The following is a 23,012-nucleotide window of genomic DNA, read 5'->3' on the forward strand; positions in this document are numbered from 1 at the left end:
TTTTTCTTGCCGTGGCAGCAAATGTTACCTTGCAGGCTGCTTGCTAGGTAACGCCGTGCTCCTTGAAAAAATCCATATATTTTCTATCAGTCCGTTGAATGTGCTTAATGAGCCAGTTCAACAGAAAGCTTTCCAGCTCTTCCAGTGTCTTTTCCACCTCATCCAAAGGGCGCTGGGCATACAAATACACACGCTCTGCAAACACCTCGTGCTCCTTGCGATGGGCATCAAGCTCGGGGTAGCCATATTCCTCCATGAGTTTTTCTTCGGTGTGGAAGTGATACTTTGCATAGCTACGCAAGCTGTCCAGTCCCTCTATAAGGGCATTCTGCTCTCTGCCATCGTGCATCTTGTCGTACATGCTGTTGATGACGCGAAACAACTCCTCATGCTGCACGTCAATGCTGTCGATGCCCATGGCGAGGGAGCCATCCCATACCAATAAGCTCATAAGGCCTCCTTGGTCTTTTTCTCTGTCGCGTTCTTTTCTGCGGACTCAGATGCCCGAGTCCCCCCGTTCTTGTGCGCAGTTACGCTACCGAACCCATATTCTAGCAGTTTAACACCTTCCCGCGCCCGCACTTTGGGACTGGTTGCTCCCAGCAATACAGCCACCAGTCTCACACCGTCACGTTTGGCCGTAATCACTGTATTGTAGCCGGAGGCCCGGACATAGCCGGTTTTCAGGCCATCCACCCCTGAACAACTCCCCAGTAACCGGTTGCGATTCCGTGTTTTTGTCGTTCCATGCCAGCTAAAAGGCATGGAGTGCAGCCGCAGGGCCTGGGGAAACCGACGCAGGTAGTCCTGGGCCAGAACAAGCATATCCCGAGCGGTTATGATCTGCTTTTTTGCAGGCAGCCCATGGGGATTCACAAAATGTGTTCCTGTCATGCCCAGCGCTTTGGCGGTTTCATTCATCCGGGCAATGAAAACATCATACCCGCCGGGAAAGGTCTCGGCCGCGGCCTGGGACGCGTCGTTGCCAGACGCCACAGCCATCCCTTTCATAATCTCCCAACGCGGGTAAAAATGGTTGGTCAGGGCGCCCATGCTGGAGCCGCCGGTACGGTCCGCCTTGGCGCTGACCTTGACCCTGTCCAGCAAACTGATCTCGCCCTTTTCAATGGCGTCAAAAAGCACGTACAAGCTCATGATCTTGGTCAATGAAGCTGGGGGCACTTCCATTTCAGGATTCTGCGCATACAACACATCGTTGCTATCAAGTTCCACCAGCAGGGCAGCAGGCACCTGAAATTCGATCGTAGCTTCCTCGGGAGAAGCCTCCTGTGCCACAGGCGCAGCAACGCCCCCCTGCCCCGCAGCAGCAGAAAAAACAGGCAGGCAGCCGGCCAGAAGGATGAAAGCCCCCAGTATCTTGACCAAAAGTGCGTTTTTCACGGTGTGGTAATGTTCCATTGCAGCAGATATACACCAGGCGAGGTTCTCTTGCCAACCAGTTTGGCGACAGCTATAGTATCAGTAATACAACAATATCACTTTAATATTGCGAGGCCTGCCCAATGTCCGCATTCCGGCTTTCCAGGCTGTGCCCATTTTCCATGCCGATTTGTTGCATCTTTTTGGCGCTGTTCGCCTTTTTCTTGCTGCCGTCGCCCTTTGCCGTGGCGCAGGAGGGCCCGCAGCGGTACCAGTTGCAGATAGGTTCGGCCAAGGAAATCAAAGGGACGAAATGGTTCGCTTCCAAAGCCTCCCGTGTGTTGAACCAGCCAGCCTACGTGATCCATCGCGGCAATTACTATGTGGTGTTGACGGGGAATTACCCGAACGAGGAAGAAGCCTCCAAAAAATTGATGGAGTTCCGGCAGCATTATAACGGCATGGTCGTCAGTTATGATCTGGAAGGAATCATCGCTGCATACGAACAGGGCATTGCCCTGAATGAGGACGAACTCCTCGACATGCTGCTTTCCGGAGAGCGTAAACGCAAGGCACGCCAAAAAAAGCGTGAAACCGAGCCGATCCGGGAAGTAAAGAAGGATGAGGCCAGTGAACTAAGAAAAATTGTGCAGGAAGGCTTGCGGCAGGTTACTCTGCGCGGCTGCACCCTGACCACAAGCGAAGAGCTGGCCGGCTACCTTTTTACCACGAAAACAGCGCTTTCCGATCTGGACGCTTATTCTCTCCAGACCACGGAAAAGCACGGGCACAACCTTTACATCGTTCTGGAAGCCCACAAAGGGCAAAATAAAATCGTGACTGAACAGTCAAGCGGCGGCAAGACCGGTTTTACGCGCAATGACGCAAGCATCAGTCTGAAGCTGCAAACCACTGATGAAGACGGCGTGGAGCGTATTGCCAGCGCGCTTCAGGAGCTCATCACCTTCTGTTCGAAATAGGGCTTAAATCTCTTCCGGAGACATCTTGTCCCCCAGCATGCGCTCGATAAGCTCCTTGGAGCGTGTGGCCAGATTGGTGACTTCGGGCTTGGATATCTGATCGTCCGCGCCCACGCTTTCTCCCTTGTGTCGCAGTTTGTCCGTAATAATGGACGAAAACAGGATGACGGGAAGGTCCTTGAGCACGGGGTCTTCCTTGATGCGCTTGGTCAGATTGTGGCCGTCCATACGCGGCATCTCGATATCAGAGACCATGACCTGCACATAATCATAAATCTTGCGCCCTTCGCGGTCGGCTTGATCCTTGAGTGAAACAAGCTGCTCCCAGGCGTCTTTGCCATTGGTGAAGGCTTCCACGTCAAAGTTGGCTTTCTGCAGCAAATCCTTGAGCATGGCCCGGATCAGGCCGGAGTCGTCGGCAACCATGGCCCTGTAGCGTCGGTTGCTGCTCCAATCTATGGCTTCGTCCAACCGCAGCCCCAGGGCGGGGTTCAGGTCGGCAACGATTTTTTCAAGGTCCAAAAGAAATACGATGCGGCCTTCCAGCTTGACCACACCGGTAACGGAGTTTGAACTCATGGAGGCGACATAGGCGTTCGGCGGCTCCACTTCTTCCCAGCTGATGCGATGAATACGGGTAACGCCCGTAACCATGAAGGCGGTGGTCACATTGTTGAACTCTGTGACGATGACCTTTGGCGGTTCTTTTTCCACCCGGCGCTTGTCCAGCCAGACGGAAAGGTCAACAATGGGAATGACATGAGAACGCTGGTTAAAAGCACCCAGTACCGACGGGTGGTTTACTTCCGGAATGCCCGTAATCTTGGGCATACGTATGATTTCAAGCACCTTGGCGACGTTTACGCCGTAATAGCCTTTGTACGGCGCCTCACCAGGCTCATCGGCTTCTTCATCGAGGTAGAACTCCACGATTTCCAGTTCGTTGGTGCCTGACTCCAGAAGTATGTTGGTCTGGCTCATATTATCGCCCTCCCCAGCGGCCCATGGCCGTCCACCCCACGTAGGGGGCGTGTCGGACCTTTTGTTAGATTTCTTTTCCCAACGATCCCATTAATCGTGGGCTACAGCGCTTCCAATCGTTCCTGAATGGTGTCTATCAAGTGTTTTGGTGTGGAAGCGCCACCAGTAAGACCTATTGTAGCGTATTTTACAAGTTTTTCCAAAGGCAATTGCTCCGGCGTTTCTACATGCACGGCGAACACGCCCTGCTCCAGAGCAACGTCAACCAGTCGCCTTGTATTACCGCTGGAAAAACCGCCGACAACGACCACAGCGTCCACTTGTTTTGCAATGTCAACAGCTTCCTGCTGCCGCTCGCGGGTCGCGTCGCAAATAGTTTCAAGAATCGGGATATCCCCGCATCGTTCTTTGAGGTTGGCAGTTATGCGTTCAAAGGCTTCGCGGTCCTGGGTCGTCTGAGCGGCGAGAAAGCATTGCTCCATGCCGCCGATATCCATTTCCTCCAGCTCTTCCAGGGACTCGAAAACCACAGCTTCACCCGCATAACTCAGCAGGCCTTTGACTTCCGGGTGGTCTTCTTCACCAAAAAGCAGCAAGGTGCGCCCCAATCCTGCCTGCTCCGCAATAAGCAACTGCGCGCGCTTGACCTTGGGGCACGTGGCGTCAATGATCCTGACATCATGCTCGCGCAAGGCGTGCTCCACCTGACGGGGGATACCGTGAGCGCGAATGACAACACAGCTTCCGCCTGGCACGTCATCAGGCGTGGAGGCGATGCCTACGCCTTTCTGGCCGTAGTCTTCCAGGACCTGAGGATTATGGATGATGGGGCCCAATGTCATGATTGCGGCGCCTTCACGCTTGCCAGCGTTTTCGATGACAACGCTGTCCAGCTTGCGCAAGGCCAGCCCGACCCCCATACAAAAGCCTGCGGTCTCAGCACGAATGACCCGCATAACACCTCTTGATTCCAAAATTATTACGAATTTGCGTCAGGAAAAGTCCTAACCCTCAATCGTTATGAATAGCGGGCAAATTTTCCAGTTCCTGAAGCAAATCTTCCAATTCCGTCCAATCCTTACACAAGGTCAACCGTTTACGCAACGCTGCCGCGCCAGGAACGCCTTTGAGATAGCGCGGAGCAAAGGTGCGCATTTTCATGATGGCATCGCGCCCTCTGCCGTATTCCTGCGCAAGGGCTGCATGACGCCGAACCATGGCGGCCACTGCGGCGCCGCCGGAAATCTGCATTGCCGTCTCCCGCTCCCCTTGCTTTCGCAAAAGGAGATAGCGCTGAAAAATCCGAGGATCGGCGAGCGCCCCCCTGGCGAACATAAGCCCGTCAGCACCGCTTTCCTCCATGCAGCGAATACCGTCCGCCGCCCGGAGCAGATCGCCGGAGGCAAGCACAGGCACGCTCACTGCGGCTTTCAGCCTGCGAATACAGCTCCAGTCCGCATTGCCGGAAAACAATTGCCGCGCCCGCCGCGGATGCAGTGTCAGCCAACCGGCCCCGGAATTCTGCAGGGCGCACCCCAAAGATTCCACCACATCGTCGCACCCGCTCCATCCAGTGCGAAATTTCACCCCAACGCGCCCTTCCCCGGCCAATGCGGCAAGACGCTCCACAATACGGCAAAGCGTATCGCGATTATCCGCTTCTCGCAGCAAAGCAGCGCCAGAGCCAGTCTTCACGACCTTGGGAACGGAGCAGCCAGCGTTAATGTCCAGCCAAAGCGCGCCGCGATCAAGCAGGCGGCGTGCCGCCTCGGCCATGAAGTCCGGTTCGGCCCCAAAAAGCTGATACACCAGAGGGGCGTCCGCATCACAGGTATCCAGAAGCTGGTCGGTGCCCGGGCTGCCGTAAACCATGCCCTTGGCGCTGATCATCTCAGTACAGGCGCAGCCTGCGCCCAACTCACGACAAAGAAGCCTGAAAGGAAGGTCGGAAAAACCGGCAAGCGGAGCAAGCCAGGGCTCCGCTGGAGAAATGGGGGGCAGCTGCGTGGATCGCGGCTGTGCGATATGATCCATAAAAAACAATCCCGAATAATCTGAAACTAATGCTCAAACACGCGTGGAAAACCGCGGCACGCTGCGTTCGGCTTCCAGGCGCAAGAGGGGCGCTATAACCCCTCGCACGCCAGGTTGCAACTGCCCCACCCCGCCGGCTTCCAGCTCCCAACCGGCCACGGGGCGCAACATTCCGGCCAACTGTTCCTGCACACGGGCGGCATGCTCCATGCGTTCGAGAAAAATCCTGTAGCGCCCTTGCGGGGGACGCAGTAGAGCCCTGACCTCGCAAGCACCTATGGCAGGCAGAGTGAAGGCGAAAATCAAACGCCGCAACCCAGTGTTCTGGTCAGCCGTTTGCGTGTCCGAAGCCAACAACAATTCCTGCTCTCTGGCCTTGGGCATAAGCCAGGGCAAAAGCAGCAGACGCCCCTGGCCGTGGGCATGCAGCCAGGTGTCCACGCCTTCGACCGACTGCAGCAACTTTGCGTAGCTCGCACCCAAAGCAGGTTGCTCGCGCAGCATGTCTTGAAATTTTTTCTTCCGCTTCTGGGGGCTGCTGGCCGCCAGCAATATATCCGCATGTTGCAGCAGCAATGTTTCAAAGCCGGTGCGAGCATCCCAAAATACCTGGGCATGATTGGCCAGACCGCCGGAACCGCCTGTTTCCGGCACAAATTCCTGGAGCACAATATCCGGGTGCAAGGCCTTGATGATGAAAAAGAGTCGCTGACCAGGCTGGGGTGAACCGCCCAATTGGGCAAGCAAGGGGTGCCCGTCGACCTGAACCCAGGCCAGGCTGTCGCTTTGCCAGCGTTCAAATATCCCGATTACCCGCTGCCCAACGACATGCTTGCGCCTGAAGGCTTCGCGGCGATCATTGCGACGGCCGTATCCGCCAGAGCCTGAACCGAATCCGAATATTTCCATGGCAATTGTAGGGCTGACAGCCAGAACGCTCCGGTGGTCAACGGCACTGGCGGTTATCTCAGGAGCGGCCTGCTTCCAGGAGAATCAATTCAACTTCGTCGAGGCTGAGGCCCGAGGCCTGCGCCAGGGTACGCGGAGAAAGGCCTCGCTCATGTCCCTTGAGCACGATCTGACGGGCGGGAACCTCATTTTGAGCGCTGTTTGCCCTGGAAGACTGCGGCCGGGACACAGCCCGCTCTCCCGTGGGTTTGGAAGCGGGAGCGTATCGCTGCGCTGTGGCGCGCCCTTGAGATGCGGGGCGTGCACGCTCACTACGTTCGAGCAAGTCTTCCAGCTCCTTGCTGCGCTCAGAAAGCCGCTGTTCAAGGTCAGCAAGAATCTTCTGCCGCTCATCAAAAGAGGAAACCAGTTCCTGCTCAAGCTCCGCGCTGAAGGCAAGTTTTGCGACAAACTGCTGCTGCTTTTGCTGCAATTGTTCGAGCAAAGCCTCGGAGCGCTTCAATCGTTTGAAAAAAAGCAGAACGACCAGTAACAGAAGAAATTCCGTAACAGTCAGGGCAATGAGCAGCCAGGGAGCCATCTCGGTCATAATAGTATGGTGATCTTTTTCTAAATACGTTTGTTAAGGATATGCCCCGACCAGGGGTCATCCTTGGTGGTCAGAGGGCGCTCTTCCTGCTCTTCTTCCTGTACGACCCTGCCCTGCCGCTGTCGTCTGGGCGCTGCCTGTTGCCCTTGTCCCCCACCGTCCGGATTCACACCGCGGGACTTGTCTTCCTTTTGGACCTTCTGTACCTGGCTCTGCTGTTTTTTCTGCACTTCCTTGGCATGTTCTCCGGCATAGGCCTGCATCGCCTCAGGGTGCCCCTGTATGGCGCCGGTTATTTCCCCTACCAAGGGAACCTGCATCAAAACCAGATTGATTGACATATCACTTCACCAAGTATTCTTCTATGAGCAACTCCTGCACCTGGCCAACATTAAGATACTGATTCACCACGGACAGCAAATCTTTCTTGAGCTGATCCGCATTGGTCTTATCGGAAAGAAAACTAAGATCCTTATTCTTGAGATAATAAAAGACAGCGTCCCGGAGCACAAGTGTCTTGTGCGATATCTCCCAGGCCAATTTTTCGTTCTGTGTCACAACGGAGAACTTGAAGAACAACAGCCTGACAGATCCGTCCTCGGTAACATGCTCAACCCAAAACGGCTTGAAAGCAATGATATGTTCCGCAGGAGGCGGAGGCTCTTCCTCCGCAGGGGCAGTAGCTGGCGCCGGGGCCTCCGGAACCTCAGGTACAGGCGGCGCTTCTTTTGGGGAAGGCCAGAGCAATATGGCCACGATGATGCCTATAAGCAGAAGCAAGCCGCCAAGGCCGCCAAAAACCACACGCTTGTCGCGAAGCAGCGCCTTGATATCAAGCTTCTTTTTCTGCTCTGCCTCTTCCTCGGCAACCTCCTCTTCGACCTCCTCCTCTTCCTCCTCTTCTTCCTCGTCAAGAAAAGGCGCGTCGTCGAGGTCCAGTTCGACCTTGTCCTGGTCGAGACTGAGGTCATCCTCCTTCAGCTCTTCAGCATCGAGAAGGGCTTTTTCCCGTTGGGATTCATCTAGGGATTCGTCGGCCAAAAGCCAGAGCATAAGCGCCTCATGCAGGCCGGCGGGACCTGGAAGGAGGTGATCGAAAACGGATGCCGTCGCGTGCCTGTTGCCCCTGGAAGGTAAGCGCAGAAAGGCGTCAACATTCCGGCAGCGGTGCAGTCACAGTTGCTTATAGCACGCCTGTTACGGCATCACCATCCGGGCAAAGTACGTGGCGTCGCCTTAAACAACGCCTTCAGTGCCATAAAGATCGGTAAATTTCTGCCGCAGCCTGCCCATGGCCTGGGAATGCAGCTGAGAAACCCGTCCTTCGGTGATTCCCATGACTTCGGCCACTTCTTTCATATTCAATTCGTCCCCGTAATAAAGGGACATGACCATCTTTTCGCGCGGTGTAAGGCTGTCTATGAGCCCGGCTACCTTGTCCACTATTTCCTGCAGTGCTGTGGTTTTGAAGGGCTCGTTGTCCACATGGGACTGGCTTTCCGAGGAAAACGTATCCTGGATTGCATCCAGATTCAGACAAAGCTGGTTTTGCAGGGCTTCAAGGCCGGAGCGAACATCCTTCTCACTCAGACCCGTTGCTTTCTGGAGGTCTTCCTCGCTTGCGGAGCGGCCGTGCTGGTTTTCATAGCGGCGGATGGCGTCTTCCAGGGTACGGACCTTTTGCCTGAGCCCTCTGGAAAACCAGTCCATCCGTCGCAGCTCGTCAAGCATGGCGCCTTTGATCCGGTTTTCGGCATAAGTATCAAACTTGATGCCGAGCTCCGGATTGAATTTGCCGAGCGATTCCACAAGCCCCAGCGTCCCAGCACTGATCAGGTCATTCAATTCGACGTTGCGCGGTAATTTGGCTTTCATGCGCAATGCCAGATACTTGATCTTGGGCGCGTAGTGCTTGACGATCTCCTGACGGTCGCGGGAGTCGAAGTCGTCCCAGCTCACTTCCCCCGTGTTCAGTTTATCCCACGGGTTCATGCTGGAAGAGGAGTTTTTTCCAGAAAAACTTGATGTTTCCATCTAGGTTCGAGGCCACTGGCCAGGTCTGAATCCTTTTCGCCACCTCGGCAACAGCCTTGCTGGCCGGGCTCGAGGGGTCCATTCGCGTAAACGGCACCTGCCTGACAACCGCTCGCTTCACCTGAGGGTCTTGCGGTATAAATCCCAGGAGGTCAAGGGATACCCCGTCCAGGAAATGCTCGCAAGCCTGATGCAATCTTAAGAAAACTTCCTTGGCGGCCTTGACGTCCGGTGCCATGTTCACCAGCACCTTGAACCGCTCCACCCCGTGTTGCAGCTTCAAGACCTTTATCAGGGCGTACGCGTCGGTCAACGACGTCGGTTCTGGCGTCATGACCACGACGCGCTCTTGTACCGCCAAATTAAAATACACAACACTATCGTTTATGCCAGCCCCCGTGTCTACTATAAGATAATCGACACGGTCTTCGAGAAAATCCATGGCTTCGAGAAGGTCGAGCTTCTGCCCCGTATCCAGGGAAAGCATTTCACTGACACCCGAAGAGGCGGGCAGGATGCTGAAGCCGTAAGGCGTCTCAAAGAGCACGTCCTTGATCCCCATTCCTTCGTGAAACAGGTGGAAAAGGTTCATGGACGGCGCCACGCCCAACATGACGTCGACATTGGCCAGGCCGAGGTCCGCATCCAGCAGTACAACACGCTTGCCGGCCGCGCTCAGGCTATAGGCCAGATTGACAGAGAGATTGGTTTTGCCCACGCCCCCTTTACCGGAGGTCATGGAAAAAACAAGAGGCATATCCGAGCTCATGAGATAAGTGCTCCTTTTTGCAACGTGGCCTGGGAATATCCGGCCAACGGTGTTGCCCCCGCTATGTTCATGCCGCTTTCTGCTCCTCTTGAGGGAGCTGATGCTTGAACAACATGCGCCACAGCTCAAGATGCCTGGCAGGCATCATACTGCCCGATATGGCGGCGCCGAAAGACAACGCCGAACAGGGCAGGCCAGTGGCCCATGCCGTGTTGACCATGGTTCCGTAACTATAGGTCTCGTCGAGTTTCGTCCAGACCAGGCTTGCAGCTTTGTCTGAACGGTACTGCGAAAGTATGCCTGAAAACTGCGCCGGGGCGAAGTGGGGAGACAGCGTCAGATGCACGCGCAGGCCCTCCACTGCGTCCAGTCCCAATTCCTGCAACATTTCGTCCAGCGTGCTGCCGCGCTCCACAGCGGGGAGATCGACAAGCACCAGGTCCCAATTGTCCGATTCGGCCACCAGCTTGGCAGCGTCTATCGGTTCCTTGATTTCGTAATAGTCAAGGCCTGCCAGTTCGGCATAATGCTTGAGCACGACCTTGCTTTTCATACGTCTTGCATCGGCGTTCACAAGGCATATCCTGGCGCCATCGCTTTCGCGTTTGCGCTCCAGGGCCATGCGCAAGAGCGCCATGGTTTTGCCAACGCCTGACGGGCCGGCAACCGCATGGTAGCGCTCTGGCCATTGCCTGTGCGACCAGGGCTTGACCGCTACATTTTTCTCCAAGGGCACCAGCACCGAGCATTTCGGGCTCCCTTTAAGGGTGGTGAATATGTCCAGAACTACGTCGCAGTCCACACCTTCGCGTTCCAGGTATTCCAGGGCCTGACGCTGGATTGGCGCCAGTTGGGAGAAATCGAGCTGGGGCCTGAGCAGAGCGGAAAGATGCTCTTTAATGCGGCTCCACTCCTTGTGCCATTGCCCCCAGGATTCGGGCGCCGGCGGTACGCCGCTCCCGTTCGAGCCGGAACCGGGCGAGGAGCCGTTGCCACTTGCTCTGCATGCACCAGCAGACTTCTTGGGAGCGGGATCTTCCAACGCGGCCGTCACCTCGGCCACAGTAGCGCCGTCTTCTTCATAGTTCCTGGTGCCCAGGATAACGGCGTCCGCACCTAATTCGTCCTTGATCCGTGCAAGCACCTGGTTTGTGCTCGCTCCACGATACGTTTTAACCCGCATTGTCAATCACCACGTTTTTCAGGCTTTGCAGGCGGATGTCCGGTGGAATCTCTGCCTGCGAGATGACCGGCAGCGTCGGGATGAACCGCTGCAGCAACTGGGCCAGATGCGGCCGCGACACGGGCGAGGTAAGCAACACGGGTTGCCCGTCCGCAACCACTGCGCTCTCTACGGCTTCGTTTATCTTCCTTATCATGTTCTGCGCCATGTTCGGCTCCATGGCCATGTAGGCGCCGTGATCCGTCTGGCGCAGGCTTTGTTGAATGGCGCGCTCAACCGTGTGGTCCAGGGTAATGATGGGCAGCGCCCCATTCTGGTCAAGATACGGTTTCACAATGGTCCGGGCCATGCGCTCACGTACATATTCCGTGAGCTGATCCGCATCCTTGATACCGTTCCCCAGGTCGGCCAGCGCTTCTGCGATGCTCAGCAGGTCGCGGATGGAGACGCCTTCGCGCACCAGGTTCTGCAACACCTTCTGCACCTGTCCAAGACTGAGGGTGCCGGGAACGAGCTCTTCCACCGCCTTGGGCGCGCTCTTGGCGAGGTTGTCCAGAAGGCTTTGCACTTCCTGACGGCCCAGAAATTCATGGAGTTGACGCTTGAAGACTTCCGTCAAGTGAGTGGCAATGACCGTCGATGGATCCACAACCGTATAGCCTGCAAGCATGGCTTCCTCTTTCTGCGCCTCAGGAATCCACAGCGCAGGCAGGTTGAAGGCCGGCTCACGGGTTTCAACACCCTTGATACGGTGTTTGACGTCGCCCGGATCCATTGCCAGACAATGGTCGATAAGAATTTCCGCAGAGGCGATCTCGTTGCCCTTGACCAGCACGGAGTATTGCCCAGGTTTGAGTTGCAGGTTGTCACGCAGATGCAGCGAGGGAACCACCACACCCATATCCAGGGCGAACTGTCGCCGGATGGAGCGTATGCGCGACAGCAAATTGCCGTTTTGCTCTTCGTCCACCAGTGGAATGAGGCCATACCCGACTTCTAGCTCCAGCATATCCAGGGGGAGCAGCGCCTGCACCTCTTCCGGAGAATCCAGGGAAGGCGCGTCCTTTTTGGCCTTTTCCGCCTGGACTGCAGCCTCATTTGCCGCGAGTTTGCCATCACCGACCATTCTGGCAGCAATAAAAAGCAGTGCGGCAAAGACCAGAAACGGAATCGTGGGCATGCCGGGGACAATGGCGAAGACAACCAGCACACCGGAGACCAGCTTGAGTGAACGCGAGTTGTAGGAAAGCTGACCGATGAATTCCTCACCCATCTTGGCCTCGGAGGCCGAGCGGGAGACGATGAGACCAGCTGACGTGGACACGATCAGCGAAGGAATGGTGGAGACGAGACCGTCACCAATAGTCAACAGCGTAAATGTGTTGGCGGCTTCCGCCCAGGTCATGTCCTTCTGCAGCGTACCCAGCAGAATACCACCCACCACGTTGATGATGGTAATGATCAGGCCGGCCTTCACATCACCCTGAACGAACTTGCCCGCACCGTCCATGGCGCCGTAGAAGTCTGCTTCCTTGCGGATCTGCTCGCGTTTGGCCGTGGCTTCCTGTTCTGTAATCAGGCCGGCGTTGAGGTCGGCTTCAATGGCCATCTGCTTACCGGGCATGGCGTCCAAGGTGAAGCGTGCAGCAACTTCACCAATACGCGTTGTACCGGCAACGATAACGATCTTGTTCAGGGTGAAGAGGATGAAAAAGATGACAATACCGATGATGTAGTTACCACCGACAACAAACTCACCAAACGCCTGAATGACCTGCCCGGCCGCGGATGGCCCCCCTTCACCGTGCAGCAGAATCAGTCGTGTTGAGGCAACGTTCAAGGCCAGACGCAGCATGGTTAAAACCAACAACAGTGATGGAAAAATGGAGAATTCCATGGGGCTGGTCATGAACATGGCGGTTACCAGCACCACGAGGCTAAGAGAAATGCTTAATGACAGCATCATATCCAGGAAAATCGTAGGCAGCGGTATCAGCATCACAAAGAGGATGAGCACAACGCCGCCAGCGAGAAGAATATCTCCCTGTTTGGCAAACCGCTCGTAATTCATCGTTGGCGCTGTCGTATCAGCCATTATTTTGACACCTCTTCCTGATTATTTCCTGTGCTGTGCTCTACTGCTTAACGCTGCCTGTTCTTGAATTTAGAGAGCTGTGCGAGGATTCCGGCTACCGCCTTGTACAGATCTTCGGGAATCGATTCGCCCAGTTCCACACTCTTATACAAAGCGCGTGCCAGAGGTTTATTCTCCCGGATGGGCACGTTGTTTTCCCGCGCAATCTCCTTGATTTTCTCAGCAACCCTGTCCACGCCCTTGGCCAGGCAAATCGGCGCCGGCGCCTCTTGCGGGTCGTATTTCAAGGCAATGGCAATGTGCGTGGGGTTGGTGATGACAACGTCCGCCTTGGGTACGTCCTGCATCATCCGGCGTGCCATGACTTCCATCATCTTTTGCCTCTGCTGCGCCTTGACCGCGGGGTCGCCTTCCACCTGTTTGCGCTCGTCCTTGACCTCGTCCTTGGTCATTTTCAGGTTCTCGTTGTAATCCCAGCGCGTATACCAGAGGTCTGCCACGGCGATGATCAGCATGGGCACCAACGCGTAAAGCACCATGGTCATACCCGTATGGAGAATAAAGGAGGCCAGACCCGCCGCATCCGTATAAAAAAGCGGCGCAAGGCTAAGCATCTCCTTTTTCATCACAACATAGAGAGCAATGGCTATGGCTGCAGCTTGCAAGATGCTTTTTCCCAGACGCACCAGGGTGTTCAGATTCAGCATCAGCTTTTTCAGCCCGCCAATGGGGTTGAGCACTTTGCCGAATTTTGGAGAAAAGACCTTGGGAGCCCACAAATCTCCCACCTGGGCGCGAACGCTGATGAACGCAACCACTCCAACAGCGAGAACTACGGGCAGAACCATTTTGGCCAGTTCAAAGGAAACGAACTGGAACAATTCGTAAATCCCCTGCTTGGAGACTTCCATGGCAAAGCTTTCTGAAATGAAAAAACGGAAAAGACTGCGGATGTCGGCGCCGATATATTCAATATAGAGCCACAACGCGATAAGCCCAATCAAAACAACGAATGTTTTGGAGACTTCCTGCGATTTCGCGACATTGCCCTCTTTGCGGGCTTTGTCTATCCGTTTTTGGGTAGGATCTTCAGTTCTACTCGGATCATTCTGCGGCATCTTGCAGACCCTCGTGCGGTTATGACGCTGCGTTCAGCAAAAAGCTGAAGATTTCGTCGAATCGTAGAATAAAATCCCTGATATACATGGCCAGCAAAGTGAACACGATGCCCAGAAAGAAAAAGCCGACGCTGATCTTGATGGGAAAGCCCAACATGAGGATGTTCATTTGCGGGGCGGCGCGGCCTATAAGCGCCAGGGCCAGGTCCACCATGAACAACGCCGCCATGACCGGTGCGGCGATGCGCACGGCCAAAACAAACATCTCGCTGGAAAAATCCATCACGTTGTCCACCAACGCCTGACTCAGCATCAGCCCTCCTGGAGGCACAAACTTGAAAGACAGCGTAAGAGCTTGCAGCAAGTACAGATGCCCGTTCAGTGAAAGGAAGGTCAGCATCGCTATCATGTAGAGAAATTGCGCCGTCACGGCCTGCGACGTGCCTGTGTCAGGGTCGACAATGTTGACCATGGCAAAGCCCATCTGAAAACCGATTATCTGACCACCGGTGCTCACGGCTGCAAAGATGAAGTTTACCACCAGCCCCAGCACCAGCCCCAACACCAGTTCGCTCAGAATCATCACCATCACGGCCAGGACATTGGCGGGCATCATGGAGCCGGGAAACGACAACCGCGGGAACAGGGCCAGCGTAAGCATAATGCACAGTGCGGCTTTTACTGTTCTGGGAATGGCGCTGCCCCCGAAAAATGGCAGGAGAAAAAAGATAAGACTCACCCGGAGAAGGGTGAGCAGAAAGCTCAAAAAATATGTGGGGTCAAAATTGAACAGCTCCATGCCCCGCGAAAAGCAATATGCGGGCCAATTGATGCGGTGCAGCCAAGGGCGGGGTACGGGCAGTGCGGGAACAAAAAAAGAAGCGGAGCGGGGAGAAAAACTCGTCAGGATTCCGACTTGAGGATCATCTCTATGACCTTTTCTTCACCCAAGGGGCGCGCATACATATACCCCTGGCCGAACTCGCATCCCAGGTCGACAAGATAGTCACGCTGCGAATTCTTTTCCACCCCTTCTGCAATGACCTTCAAATTCAGGGTATGGGCAAGATTCACAATGGCTTTGACAATGGCCTTGTTTTCTTCCCTTTGGTCAAGAGAGCGTATGAAGCTGATGTCCACCTTCAAAGCATCCAGCGGAAAACGCTGCAAATAACTCATGGAAGAGTACCCGGTGCCAAAATCGTCTATGCTGATGCCCACGCCGGCGTTCTTCAGCTTGGTCAGACGCTCCACGGCATAGGCCGCATTTTCCATGATCGCGGTTTCCGTTATTTCAAGCCGCAGGATTTCAGGCGGAATTTGCGATTCGTCCAGGGCCCGTTTCACCAGGTCCAACAGATCAGGCTGTGAGAACTGCTTGCCGGAAATGTTGACGGACAAAAACAGGCCATTGGCATCGGGCATGGCCCTGCGCCATGCCGCCATGGTCATGCAGGCGCGTTGCAGCACCCAACGCCCAATCGGCAGAATAAGCCCCGTCTCCTCGGCCATGGGAATGAAATCCATTGGAGAAATCAACCCCTTTTTGGGGTGCAGCCAGCGCAGCAACGCCTCGAAACCGCGCAGGTTGCCATCTTCCAGGGAGACGATGGGCTGATACTCCAGATAAAATTCGTTGTTGGTGATGGCCTTGCGCAGATCCGTTTCCATGAACATCTGCTGTATGGCTTCATCCAACATGCGCGAATTGAATATCTTCAGCTTGTCCCGGCCACCGGTTTTGGCCCGGTGCATGGCGATATTCGCATTCTGCAAGAGCTCTTCGGGCTGCTTGTTGTCCTGCGGTGAAAGCACAACCCCGACACTGCAGGTGAGCTTCACTTCATACCCGTCTATGATCAAGGGATCGATAAACAGGTCACGGACTCTGCGCACGGTATTGACGCCTTCCCTGGGCGAGACCAATTCCTCCATCAACAGAACGAACTCATCCCCCCCGTAGCGGGAAACCGTGTCCAGCCCGCGAACGCAGGTCTTCAGTTCTTCGGCCACACGGAGCAGCACCTTGTCGCCAAAGGCGTGCCCCATGCTGTCGTTGATGACCTTGAAGCGGTCAACATCCAGGAATGCTACGGCGAAAAAATAGTTTTCCCTGCGCTGCGAGCGCTCCATGGCCTGACGGATGCGATCCAGGCACAAGGTTCTATTGGCCAGACCGGTAAGCGGATCATGCAAGGCCTGATGCTTTAGAGCTTCCTGGGATTTGCGTAGCTGCGACACCGTCAATTCAAGCTGGGTGGTGGTTTCTTCCAGGGAGCGTTTCTTGCGATGCAGGTCCACAAAAACCTTGACCTTTCCCTTGAGGATTTCGGGCTCCACCGGCTTGAACAGATAGTCCACAGCGCCTAAACCATAGCCCTTGAAAACGTGGCGTTGTTCCTTGTTGATCGCGGTGACAAAAATGATGGGGAGATGTTGGGTTTTCTCATTGCTGCGGAGAATTTCCGCCACCTGGAAGCCGTCAAGGTCAGGCATCATGATGTCCAGAAGCACGACCGAAAAGTCGTGTTTCATCACGAGCTCCAGCGCCTCCTGACCAGAAGACGCCTGGACGACATTTACGCCATCGAGCTTTTTCAGGATGCCATCGAGAAGAATCAGATTGACCCTTTCGTCATCCACTATGAGAATATCAATAATGTCTTGCAAGCATCGCTCCCCTATTTGGGAGATATACCCCAAGCAGCTATATGAATCAACACAACAGGCAGAAATATAAGCCAGATTGATTAATTATTCAGAAGGGCATCTATAATTCCCTTTTATGCAGCCACCTTCCTGAACATCCCTCTTTTAGAATAACTGTACTACCTGTTGCAAGATCAAGTTTGCGGTTTTGCCTCCACCCCCTGCAAGGTGACCACGATGGTACAGCCCGCGCCTTGATTGTTGCGGGCCATAACCTCACCGCCCATGGCCTCCACAAAACGACGCACCAGGGCAAGGCCGATCCCCGTCCCCTGCGTCTTGCGGGTCAGGGAGTTGTCCTCCCTGTAGAAATCATCAAAAACCTTTCTCAAGGCCTGACGTGTGATGCCAGGCCCCGTATCGGAAACTTCCAATCGGACCTGCCGCCCCTGCTTGCGTATGCGCAGGGTAATTTCCTTTTCTTCAGTTTCCTTGCCAAACTTCACACTGTTTTCCAACAGGTTCAAAAGCACCTGAAGCATGGCCTCCCTGTCAAAACGGGCGTCGACCACTGCATCAGCCTCAAAATGCAGGATAAAGCCTTCCTGTGTCATTTTTTCCTGCATCAGGAGCACTGCTTCCCGGGCGCAGGCAACCAGGTCGCCCTCCTGCAGATTGAGCCGTCGCTGTCTGCGCTCGAGCTTGGAAAATTCGAGCACGTTTTGGATAAGGCGGGACAAGCGCCCTGTCTCGGAGTCAAGAATGCGGAAATAGCGGGCTCTGCGTTGTGAATCGCTGGCCATACCTTGCTCTAGCATTTCCACATAAAGGCGAATGTTGGTCAGAGGTGTCTTCAGTTCGTGGGTGACAGCGGAGACAAACCCTGTTCTGCGCTCGGAATGTTCGTGGGCAACCCGCGCACTGCGGTAGATGGCGTAGAGTCCGGCCAACATTATCAACGCCAGCACCCCCGAAACCAGGGCAAGGGTATTCCGCGCTGGACTCGGGGGGAGTTCATCCCAGGTGAGCGTGGCCGTCAAAAAAGGAAAAGGCCGGGCAAAGGAGCGTCGCATACTCCCCATTGGGCCATCAACCTTCGCCCCTGCCACTACCTTGGCCAGAGCCCCCCCTTCAGGAACACCTGCCGCGCCGGGATCAACAACGGCAAGCTCCAACCGGGCGAAACGCGCCATGGGCTGCCCGGAAAAATGCTCCCGCAGCATATGCTCCAGAAATGGGACAGCATCGATGACCAGGCCCTGGCGGTAGATGCGGCGCTCGATAACGATGCGGCGGAAAAGGTATATCCATTCCTTGCCCACCAGCAGGGATTGCATGGGGTCTACTTCCGCCTGCAGCGACACAGGGTATTCGGCAGGAGACTCCACCCCTTCCACCAGGGCCCCCCGCGGATAGACGCCTTCATTGTAGGCGTATTCATACGTTTCCTCTTCAGGCACCGGCGCACTTTCACTTTCCTCTGTCATACCGCGCCTGTCCCCGTTGGACAGGGAGTAGCGCATGGTATCCTCGTTCTGCGCCTCAACCGCCGCAGACGGAACCGGCTCCCCCGCTTCCCGCCTTTCAGTATCCGCATCATCGTCACGGGCGGCTTCGCTTTTGGATATTTCCTCCAAAGCCTTGGAGACTTCGTTGCGCTTGTTCTCATCACGCAACAAAAACGGATCCAGGTTCAGCATTTGTTGCGGGGTCAAGCGCTCCACACGACTTTTGCTCTCACCCAGCTTTGCCTGCAATTTCCTGGCGCGCTGGTCCAGATATCTGTCAGCAACGGTGCCCTGCTCATCTGCCTGTTGGTCGCTTTTACGGGGGGCAGGCGGTGATCCTGCACGCGGCGGATCCGGCGGAAGATTCTTCTCAACAAACTTCTTTTCACCTGAACTGCTCGCCATACCTGCTTCAAACCCAAAAGGCTTTGCGCCGGGCTCCTCCAAAATAATCGGCGGTGGGGCCTGCTCAAAGGCAAAAGGCCCTTCGCCATGGGGCGGCTGCCTGTCCAGTGCCGGTCCTTCGAAAGCAGGGACGGTTTCCTTGCGAACAGCATTGAAACGCCGGTTCACCTCTTCCAGCGCCACCAGACGGCGGGAAGCTCCCGGATCTACGCCCCCGGGCAACCAGACATCCCCCGCAAATAACCCTTCCTGCTCAGTCCAGGCCAAAAACGAGCCATCCGGATTGTTTTGCAGATACCCCACAATCCCCATATTGCCATCCCTGGCGGCAGACGCTCCAAAAGAACCGGTTTGCCCACCAGGGCCATGGGGCGTGGTGTAGGCATCAATGGGGCGCAATTCCTCCATGCGGACAAAAAGCGCCAGCTCCTGCTCCATGGCATCGAAAAGCGTTTCCGCAAAGAAACGCAGCTCCGCTTCTTCCTCACGCTCCAGGCTATGGTGCGTACGCAGCACCAGATACCCCAGCGGCAGCGCCAAAGCCACGCCGAAAAGCAAAATATACAGTCTGAGTCTGCGCACCTAGTCGTCTTCTCCCTGCGGCGTCATACATTCCTCGCCTTCTTCGGAGGCCAGCCTGTAGCCTTCTCCGCGAACGGTAAGGATCATCTGCCGCTCTCCAATGAGTTGGGACAGTTTCTTGCGCAATTTCTGAATGTGAATATCCACGGTGCGGGTCTCTATATCAGCGTCAGCATAATGCCAGACCCTGGTCAGCAGCTCCTTTTTGCTGACAATGCGATCCCTTTGGGCGCAAAGATAGGCCACAATGTCGAGCTCCCGCCGGGTGAGGGAAATGCACTCCCCTTCCTCTTCTTCGTCAGCGCCTTCGTGACAGGCTTCCAGCGTGGTGGGGTTGAAGCGTAGCCCCATATACGTAAGAGCCGCCATTTCAGGAGGCTTGCCGCTACGTCGCAAAACGGCCTCCACCCTGGCCATGAGCTCACGCAGGGAAAAAGGCTTACAGATGTAGTCATCAGCCCCTGCATTAAACCCCTCGAGCACATCGTCTTCAGAACCTTTAGCCGTCAGCATCAGCACAGGCTGCATGGGGCGTTTTTCGCGCAAGGCCCGGAGCACGGAAAACCCGTCCATTTCAGGCAGCATCACGTCCAAAAGCACCAGATCGAAACGTCCGGAAAGGGCCAGTTCCAAGCCTTTTGCGCCGTCCTCGGCGCCTTCTGTTTCAAATCCATTGAAAACAAGGACGTCCAACAAGCCGCTCAGCATGGCGGCGTCGTCCTCGACGACCAAAATGGTTGCGCGCGGCATAGCGTCCTCCTTTTGCCCGGCCATTACGCGTTTTCCGGCTTCTTCGCCACCATTGAAGAGCCTCTTCCTCACGAAGGCGAAGCCTGTTACACTATGAGAATCATGACCATTGCCGTGATTTCGGACATCCACGCAAACCTTGAAGCACTGCAAAGCGTGCTCAAGGACATTGACGCCCACAACCCCGAGATGATTTTTTCCTGCGGGGATTCCGTGGGGTATGGCGCAGACCCTGAAGCTGTGGTCGCAATTCTCAGAGAGCGCGGCATCCGGCAGGTGCTGGGCAACCACGAACTGGGGTGCCTGAAAGCCATGGAGCGCGCCTGGTTCAACCCTCAGGCGCTCAAGGCTATCAACAAGACCCGCCTCATGCTTTCCAAGGAAACCCTGGAATATTTCAAAACACTGTCCTTGTACCATGCCCCTGATACGCCCCCGTTGCATAACTGCTACTTCGTGCATGGCACCCCGCCTGATTCCGCAAAAAAGTATCTTTTCGAACTCGAAGACGAGGAACTGCCTCAACTTTTCGAACACACCATGGGGCGCATCTGTTTTCTTGGGCATACCCACGAGCTTGCCCTCGTTTCCATGCCGGCAAGCGGACCGGATAAGGGAGTCGCCACTCGGGAAATCATAGAACAGGGGCACTACACCCTGGACCCTGCTGCCCGCCACATCGTAAATGTCGGCAGTGTGGGGCAGCCACGAGACGGCGACAACAACGCAAAGTACGTGCTCTGGGATCCAAAGAAGCACCTGCTTGAGGTGCGTTATATCCCGTATGACGTTCACACCGCCGTGGACAAGATCATCGCCAAGGGACTTCCTGAACAATACGCCAGAAGATTACTCTGACAAGGGTGTTCAGGCAAAAGCTGTGTAAAAGATATCATGAAACGTATCGGTAAATACGAAATATGCGGCATGTTGGGGCGCGGCGGCATGGGGCAGGTATACAAGGCGCGCGTCCCGGAAATAGGCGCCATGGTTGCGCTGAAGCTGCTGCGGCCCGTGGATCATTTGCAGGATGTTCTCGATATGGCCGAACTCGAACGCCGCTTCCTGCACGAGGCCCGGACAATGGCCGCTATTGATCACCCCAATATTGCCCGTGTCTGGGACTTCGATCGTCACGAGGGGTTGCCCTTTTTCGTTATGGAGTACGCGTGCGAAAACCTCGGGGCCGCCATCGGTGAAAGCTACCGGGTGGAAGAACCAACCCGCCGCATCTGGCCCGACAAGGCCATGTCCTATGTTTTGCAAACATTGGACGCCCTGGGCAGGCTGCACGCCGAAGGCGTTGTGCACCGCGACATCAAACCCTACAACCTGCTGCTCACCTCTGACGAAAGCATCCGGCTCATAGATTTCGGTTTGTCCCGACTGCGCGGGGAGCAAACGCCGACAGGCCCGGCCACCATGAAGGTAGGCACCCCCTATTACACATCGCCCGAGCAGGAAGCGGACCCCGAAGCCGCAGATGGCCGCGCCGATCTTTTTTCCGTGGGCGTTCTGCTTTTTCGCCTGCTCACCGGCCTGCTGCCTCCGGATGGCGGCATCCAGGACGGTGCTCCTGTTTTCGCCGAGACCTCTCCCCCCGCCGGCATGGAGCGCGACTGGGAGGCGTTTTTCCGAAAAGCCCTTGCTCCTGCCCCTGACAGGCGTTTTGCTTCTGCCGAAGCAATGGCCACTGCGCTGCATTCTCTCTACGAGGCATGGCAAGGCGCATTGGACTCTGTCTGCCACCTGGATGACGAAGACCTCGAAACGTTCTGCCCTGTACCTGAGGGCAACGCAGCTTCTGGCAAATTGCGCAGCACACCGCAAAAAACCGGCCCCATTGCCGTGTCCGAAGCGTTTACCTTGGATTCACTGGGGCGCCCCCTGACTGGAGGCGTCCGATTCCTGGAAATGGATTCCAATGCTGACGCGCCCCTCTTACATGCACCTTCCTCAGGGTTAGCCTGGCAGCGGGAGGGCTCTCGCTGGCCCTGCACATGGCAACGCGCCCACGAATACATTCAGGACCTGAACGCGCGTCATTATGGCGGGCGCGACAATTGGCGGCTCCCCACTGTAGAGGAGCTGGCCACCCTGATAACGCCCCCAGAGGAAACGCACACATTCTGCCTGCCAGGGCTTTTTTCCACACGCCAACGCTTGCTCTGGAGCGCTGACCGTCGCAGCTATGTGGCGGCCTGGCATTTGAACGCCGGACTCGGGTTCATAGGCTGGCAGGATTTTACCTGTCCCGCCTGGGTCAGGGCTGTTAGCAACAAGGAGTAACCATGCCCCCTGTTCAAGACGAATGCCTGCGTTGCGGCACCTGTTGCGCAAAAGGCGGCCCTGGGCTGCACACCGAAGATATTCCCTTGTTTGCAACATTCAGAGGCGTAAGCGCCCCCTTGGATACCGGGTGTCTGCAGACCCTGCGCAAAGGTGAACCTGCATGGGATCAACCTGCCGGCGAGGTGCGCGCCTTGACCGAAGAAATGGTAAAACTGCGCCCCAGTTCCGAAAACGAGCAAGCCTGCCTCTTTTTTCAGGCTGAGGACAAATCCTGCGGCATATACGCCAACCGCCCGCTGGAATGCAGAGTGCTGGCCTGCTGGAGCCCCGAAGCATTGACCACCATCTACGACAAGGGGCGCCTGAAGCGCACGGATATTCTGCCCCTTGGCAGCGCAGCCCTGGAGCTTGCCATGGTACACGAACGCCAGTGTTCTTATGATTTGCTGGCTCACGCCATAGAGCAGGCGCTCCAATCCCCCGGCGAAGAACACGAGGCCGCCGTGCTGGAAATTCTCTCTCGCGATGCCTCCTGGCGCGAAGCTTTTACCAGGAGACTGCAAGCCTGCGCCCCTGCATCGCGAAACGATATGACAATGTTTCTTTTTGGCCGCCCCATGCGCATGAGTCTTTCCTTTTACGGTTTGCGCCTGGTCAAGGAAGGCAATACACCCAGATTGGCCAGAATTCCCCAAAGAAGATAGCTTTTTTTACAAGGCACCTTGACGCAGCCGGCCCGCCTTGGCTATTTTGG

22 protein-coding genes are annotated in these 23,012 nt (G+C 55.8%); 4 read left to right on the plus strand and 18 right to left on the minus strand.

Features of this window, described 5'->3' with window-relative positions; genetic code table 11:
• Positions 1 to 43 precede the first annotated feature (43 nt).
• Together ACZ5EH_RS01215 and ACZ5EH_RS01220 are read right to left on the minus strand one after the other, a co-directional pair.
• On the minus strand, positions 44 to 451 hold the full coding sequence (locus ACZ5EH_RS01215; RefSeq protein WP_464276324.1) for a bacteriohemerythrin: 408 nt from the start codon (positions 449 to 451) through the stop codon (positions 44 to 46).
• On the minus strand, positions 448 to 1,419 hold the full coding sequence (locus ACZ5EH_RS01220; protein WP_464276325.1) for a D-alanyl-D-alanine carboxypeptidase family protein: 972 nt from the start codon (positions 1,417 to 1,419) through the stop codon (positions 448 to 450). Before ACZ5EH_RS01220 ends, ACZ5EH_RS01215 begins: the two co-directional genes overlap by 4 nt.
• A 104-nt stretch (positions 1,420 to 1,523) precedes the next feature.
• Here ACZ5EH_RS01220 and ACZ5EH_RS01225 point away from each other — a divergent pair, with 104 nt between their 5' ends.
• The gene (locus tag ACZ5EH_RS01225; RefSeq protein ID WP_464276326.1) at positions 1,524 to 2,360 is read left to right on the plus strand and encodes an SPOR domain-containing protein; all 837 of its coding nucleotides are present in this window, start codon (positions 1,524 to 1,526) and stop codon (positions 2,358 to 2,360) included.
• Positions 2,361 to 2,363: 3 nt separating this feature from the next.
• Here ACZ5EH_RS01225 and ACZ5EH_RS01230 read toward each other — a convergent pair whose 3' ends face one another.
• From ACZ5EH_RS01230 to ACZ5EH_RS01305, 16 genes are all read right to left on the minus strand, one after another.
• A complete protein-coding gene (locus ACZ5EH_RS01230) occupies positions 2,364 to 3,341 on the minus strand; it encodes a chemotaxis protein (RefSeq protein ID WP_464276327.1) in 978 nt (325 codons plus the stop codon).
• 101 nt (positions 3,342 to 3,442) lie between these two features.
• Entirely contained in the window at positions 3,443 to 4,297 is an 855-nt protein-coding gene (gene ispH / locus ACZ5EH_RS01235) for a 4-hydroxy-3-methylbut-2-enyl diphosphate reductase (RefSeq protein WP_464276328.1), read from the minus strand.
• 55 nt (positions 4,298 to 4,352) lie between these two features.
• Positions 4,353 to 5,375, minus strand: coding sequence for a tRNA dihydrouridine synthase (locus tag ACZ5EH_RS01240; protein WP_464276329.1), 1,023 nt, complete (start codon positions 5,373 to 5,375; stop codon positions 4,353 to 4,355).
• 33 nt (positions 5,376 to 5,408) lie between these two features.
• Positions 5,409 to 6,284: a hypothetical protein gene (locus ACZ5EH_RS01245; protein WP_464276330.1), complete on the minus strand. Its 876-nt coding sequence runs from the start codon at positions 6,282 to 6,284 to the stop codon at positions 5,409 to 5,411.
• Between the two features lie 58 nt (positions 6,285 to 6,342).
• Positions 6,343 to 6,873 (minus strand): hypothetical protein, encoded by a 531-nt coding sequence (locus ACZ5EH_RS01250; protein WP_464276331.1) that lies wholly within the window; start codon positions 6,871 to 6,873, stop codon positions 6,343 to 6,345.
• A gap of 20 nt (positions 6,874 to 6,893) precedes the next feature.
• Positions 6,894 to 7,214, minus strand: a complete 321-nt coding sequence (locus ACZ5EH_RS01255; protein ID WP_464276332.1) for a hypothetical protein — start codon at positions 7,212 to 7,214, stop codon at positions 6,894 to 6,896.
• A 1-nt stretch (position 7,215) separates the two neighbouring features.
• Complete coding sequence (locus tag ACZ5EH_RS01260) at positions 7,216 to 7,926, minus strand: flagellar basal body-associated FliL family protein (protein ID WP_464276333.1); 711 nt, start codon at positions 7,924 to 7,926, stop codon at positions 7,216 to 7,218.
• A 183-nt stretch (positions 7,927 to 8,109) separates the two neighbouring features.
• Positions 8,110 to 8,907 carry a FliA/WhiG family RNA polymerase sigma factor gene (locus ACZ5EH_RS01265; RefSeq protein WP_464276334.1) on the minus strand — a complete coding sequence of 266 codons (798 nt, stop codon included), beginning with the start codon at positions 8,905 to 8,907 and terminating at the stop codon, positions 8,110 to 8,112.
• Positions 8,849 to 9,676, minus strand: coding sequence for a MinD/ParA family protein (locus tag ACZ5EH_RS01270; protein ID WP_464276335.1), 828 nt, complete (start codon positions 9,674 to 9,676; stop codon positions 8,849 to 8,851). Before ACZ5EH_RS01270 ends, ACZ5EH_RS01265 begins: the two co-directional genes overlap by 59 nt.
• A 67-nt stretch (positions 9,677 to 9,743) precedes the next feature.
• Entirely contained in the window at positions 9,744 to 10,859 is a 1,116-nt protein-coding gene (locus ACZ5EH_RS01275; RefSeq protein WP_464276336.1) for a flagellar biosynthesis protein FlhF, read from the minus strand.
• Positions 10,849 to 12,954: a flagellar biosynthesis protein FlhA gene (flhA, locus tag ACZ5EH_RS01280; RefSeq protein WP_464276337.1), complete on the minus strand. Its 2,106-nt coding sequence runs from the start codon at positions 12,952 to 12,954 to the stop codon at positions 10,849 to 10,851. Before flhA ends, ACZ5EH_RS01275 begins: the two co-directional genes overlap by 11 nt.
• Positions 12,955 to 13,001: 47 nt before the next feature.
• Entirely contained in the window at positions 13,002 to 14,072 is a 1,071-nt protein-coding gene (gene flhB, locus ACZ5EH_RS01285) for a flagellar biosynthesis protein FlhB (RefSeq protein WP_464276338.1), read from the minus strand.
• Between the two features lie 19 nt (positions 14,073 to 14,091).
• On the minus strand, positions 14,092 to 14,871 hold the full coding sequence (gene fliR / locus ACZ5EH_RS01290) for a flagellar biosynthetic protein FliR (RefSeq protein ID WP_464276339.1): 780 nt from the start codon (positions 14,869 to 14,871) through the stop codon (positions 14,092 to 14,094).
• A 104-nt stretch (positions 14,872 to 14,975) separates the two neighbouring features.
• Positions 14,976 to 16,742: a two-component system response regulator gene (locus ACZ5EH_RS01295; protein ID WP_464276340.1), complete on the minus strand. Its 1,767-nt coding sequence runs from the start codon at positions 16,740 to 16,742 to the stop codon at positions 14,976 to 14,978.
• A gap of 173 nt (positions 16,743 to 16,915) precedes the next feature.
• The gene (locus tag ACZ5EH_RS01300; RefSeq protein WP_464276341.1) at positions 16,916 to 19,216 is read right to left on the minus strand and encodes a sensor histidine kinase; all 2,301 of its coding nucleotides are present in this window, start codon (positions 19,214 to 19,216) and stop codon (positions 16,916 to 16,918) included.
• Positions 19,217 to 19,966 (minus strand): response regulator transcription factor, encoded by a 750-nt coding sequence (locus ACZ5EH_RS01305; protein ID WP_464276342.1) that lies wholly within the window; start codon positions 19,964 to 19,966, stop codon positions 19,217 to 19,219.
• Between the two features lie 102 nt (positions 19,967 to 20,068).
• Here ACZ5EH_RS01305 and ACZ5EH_RS01310 point away from each other — a divergent pair, with 102 nt between their 5' ends.
• Genes ACZ5EH_RS01310 through ACZ5EH_RS01320 form a run of 3 tightly spaced genes read left to right on the plus strand, consistent with a single transcriptional unit; the run spans position 20,069 to position 22,962 of the window.
• Complete coding sequence (locus tag ACZ5EH_RS01310) at positions 20,069 to 20,824, plus strand: metallophosphoesterase family protein (protein WP_464276343.1); 756 nt, start codon at positions 20,069 to 20,071, stop codon at positions 20,822 to 20,824.
• A 36-nt stretch (positions 20,825 to 20,860) separates the two neighbouring features.
• Complete coding sequence (locus tag ACZ5EH_RS01315) at positions 20,861 to 22,255, plus strand: protein kinase domain-containing protein (protein ID WP_464276344.1); 1,395 nt, start codon at positions 20,861 to 20,863, stop codon at positions 22,253 to 22,255.
• Positions 22,256 to 22,257: 2 nt separating this feature from the next.
• The gene (locus tag ACZ5EH_RS01320) at positions 22,258 to 22,962 is read left to right on the plus strand and encodes a YkgJ family cysteine cluster protein (RefSeq protein WP_464276345.1); all 705 of its coding nucleotides are present in this window, start codon (positions 22,258 to 22,260) and stop codon (positions 22,960 to 22,962) included.
• Positions 22,963 to 23,012: the final 50 nt, after the last annotated feature.

This window comes from Desulfovibrio biadhensis (assembly GCF_055388615.1).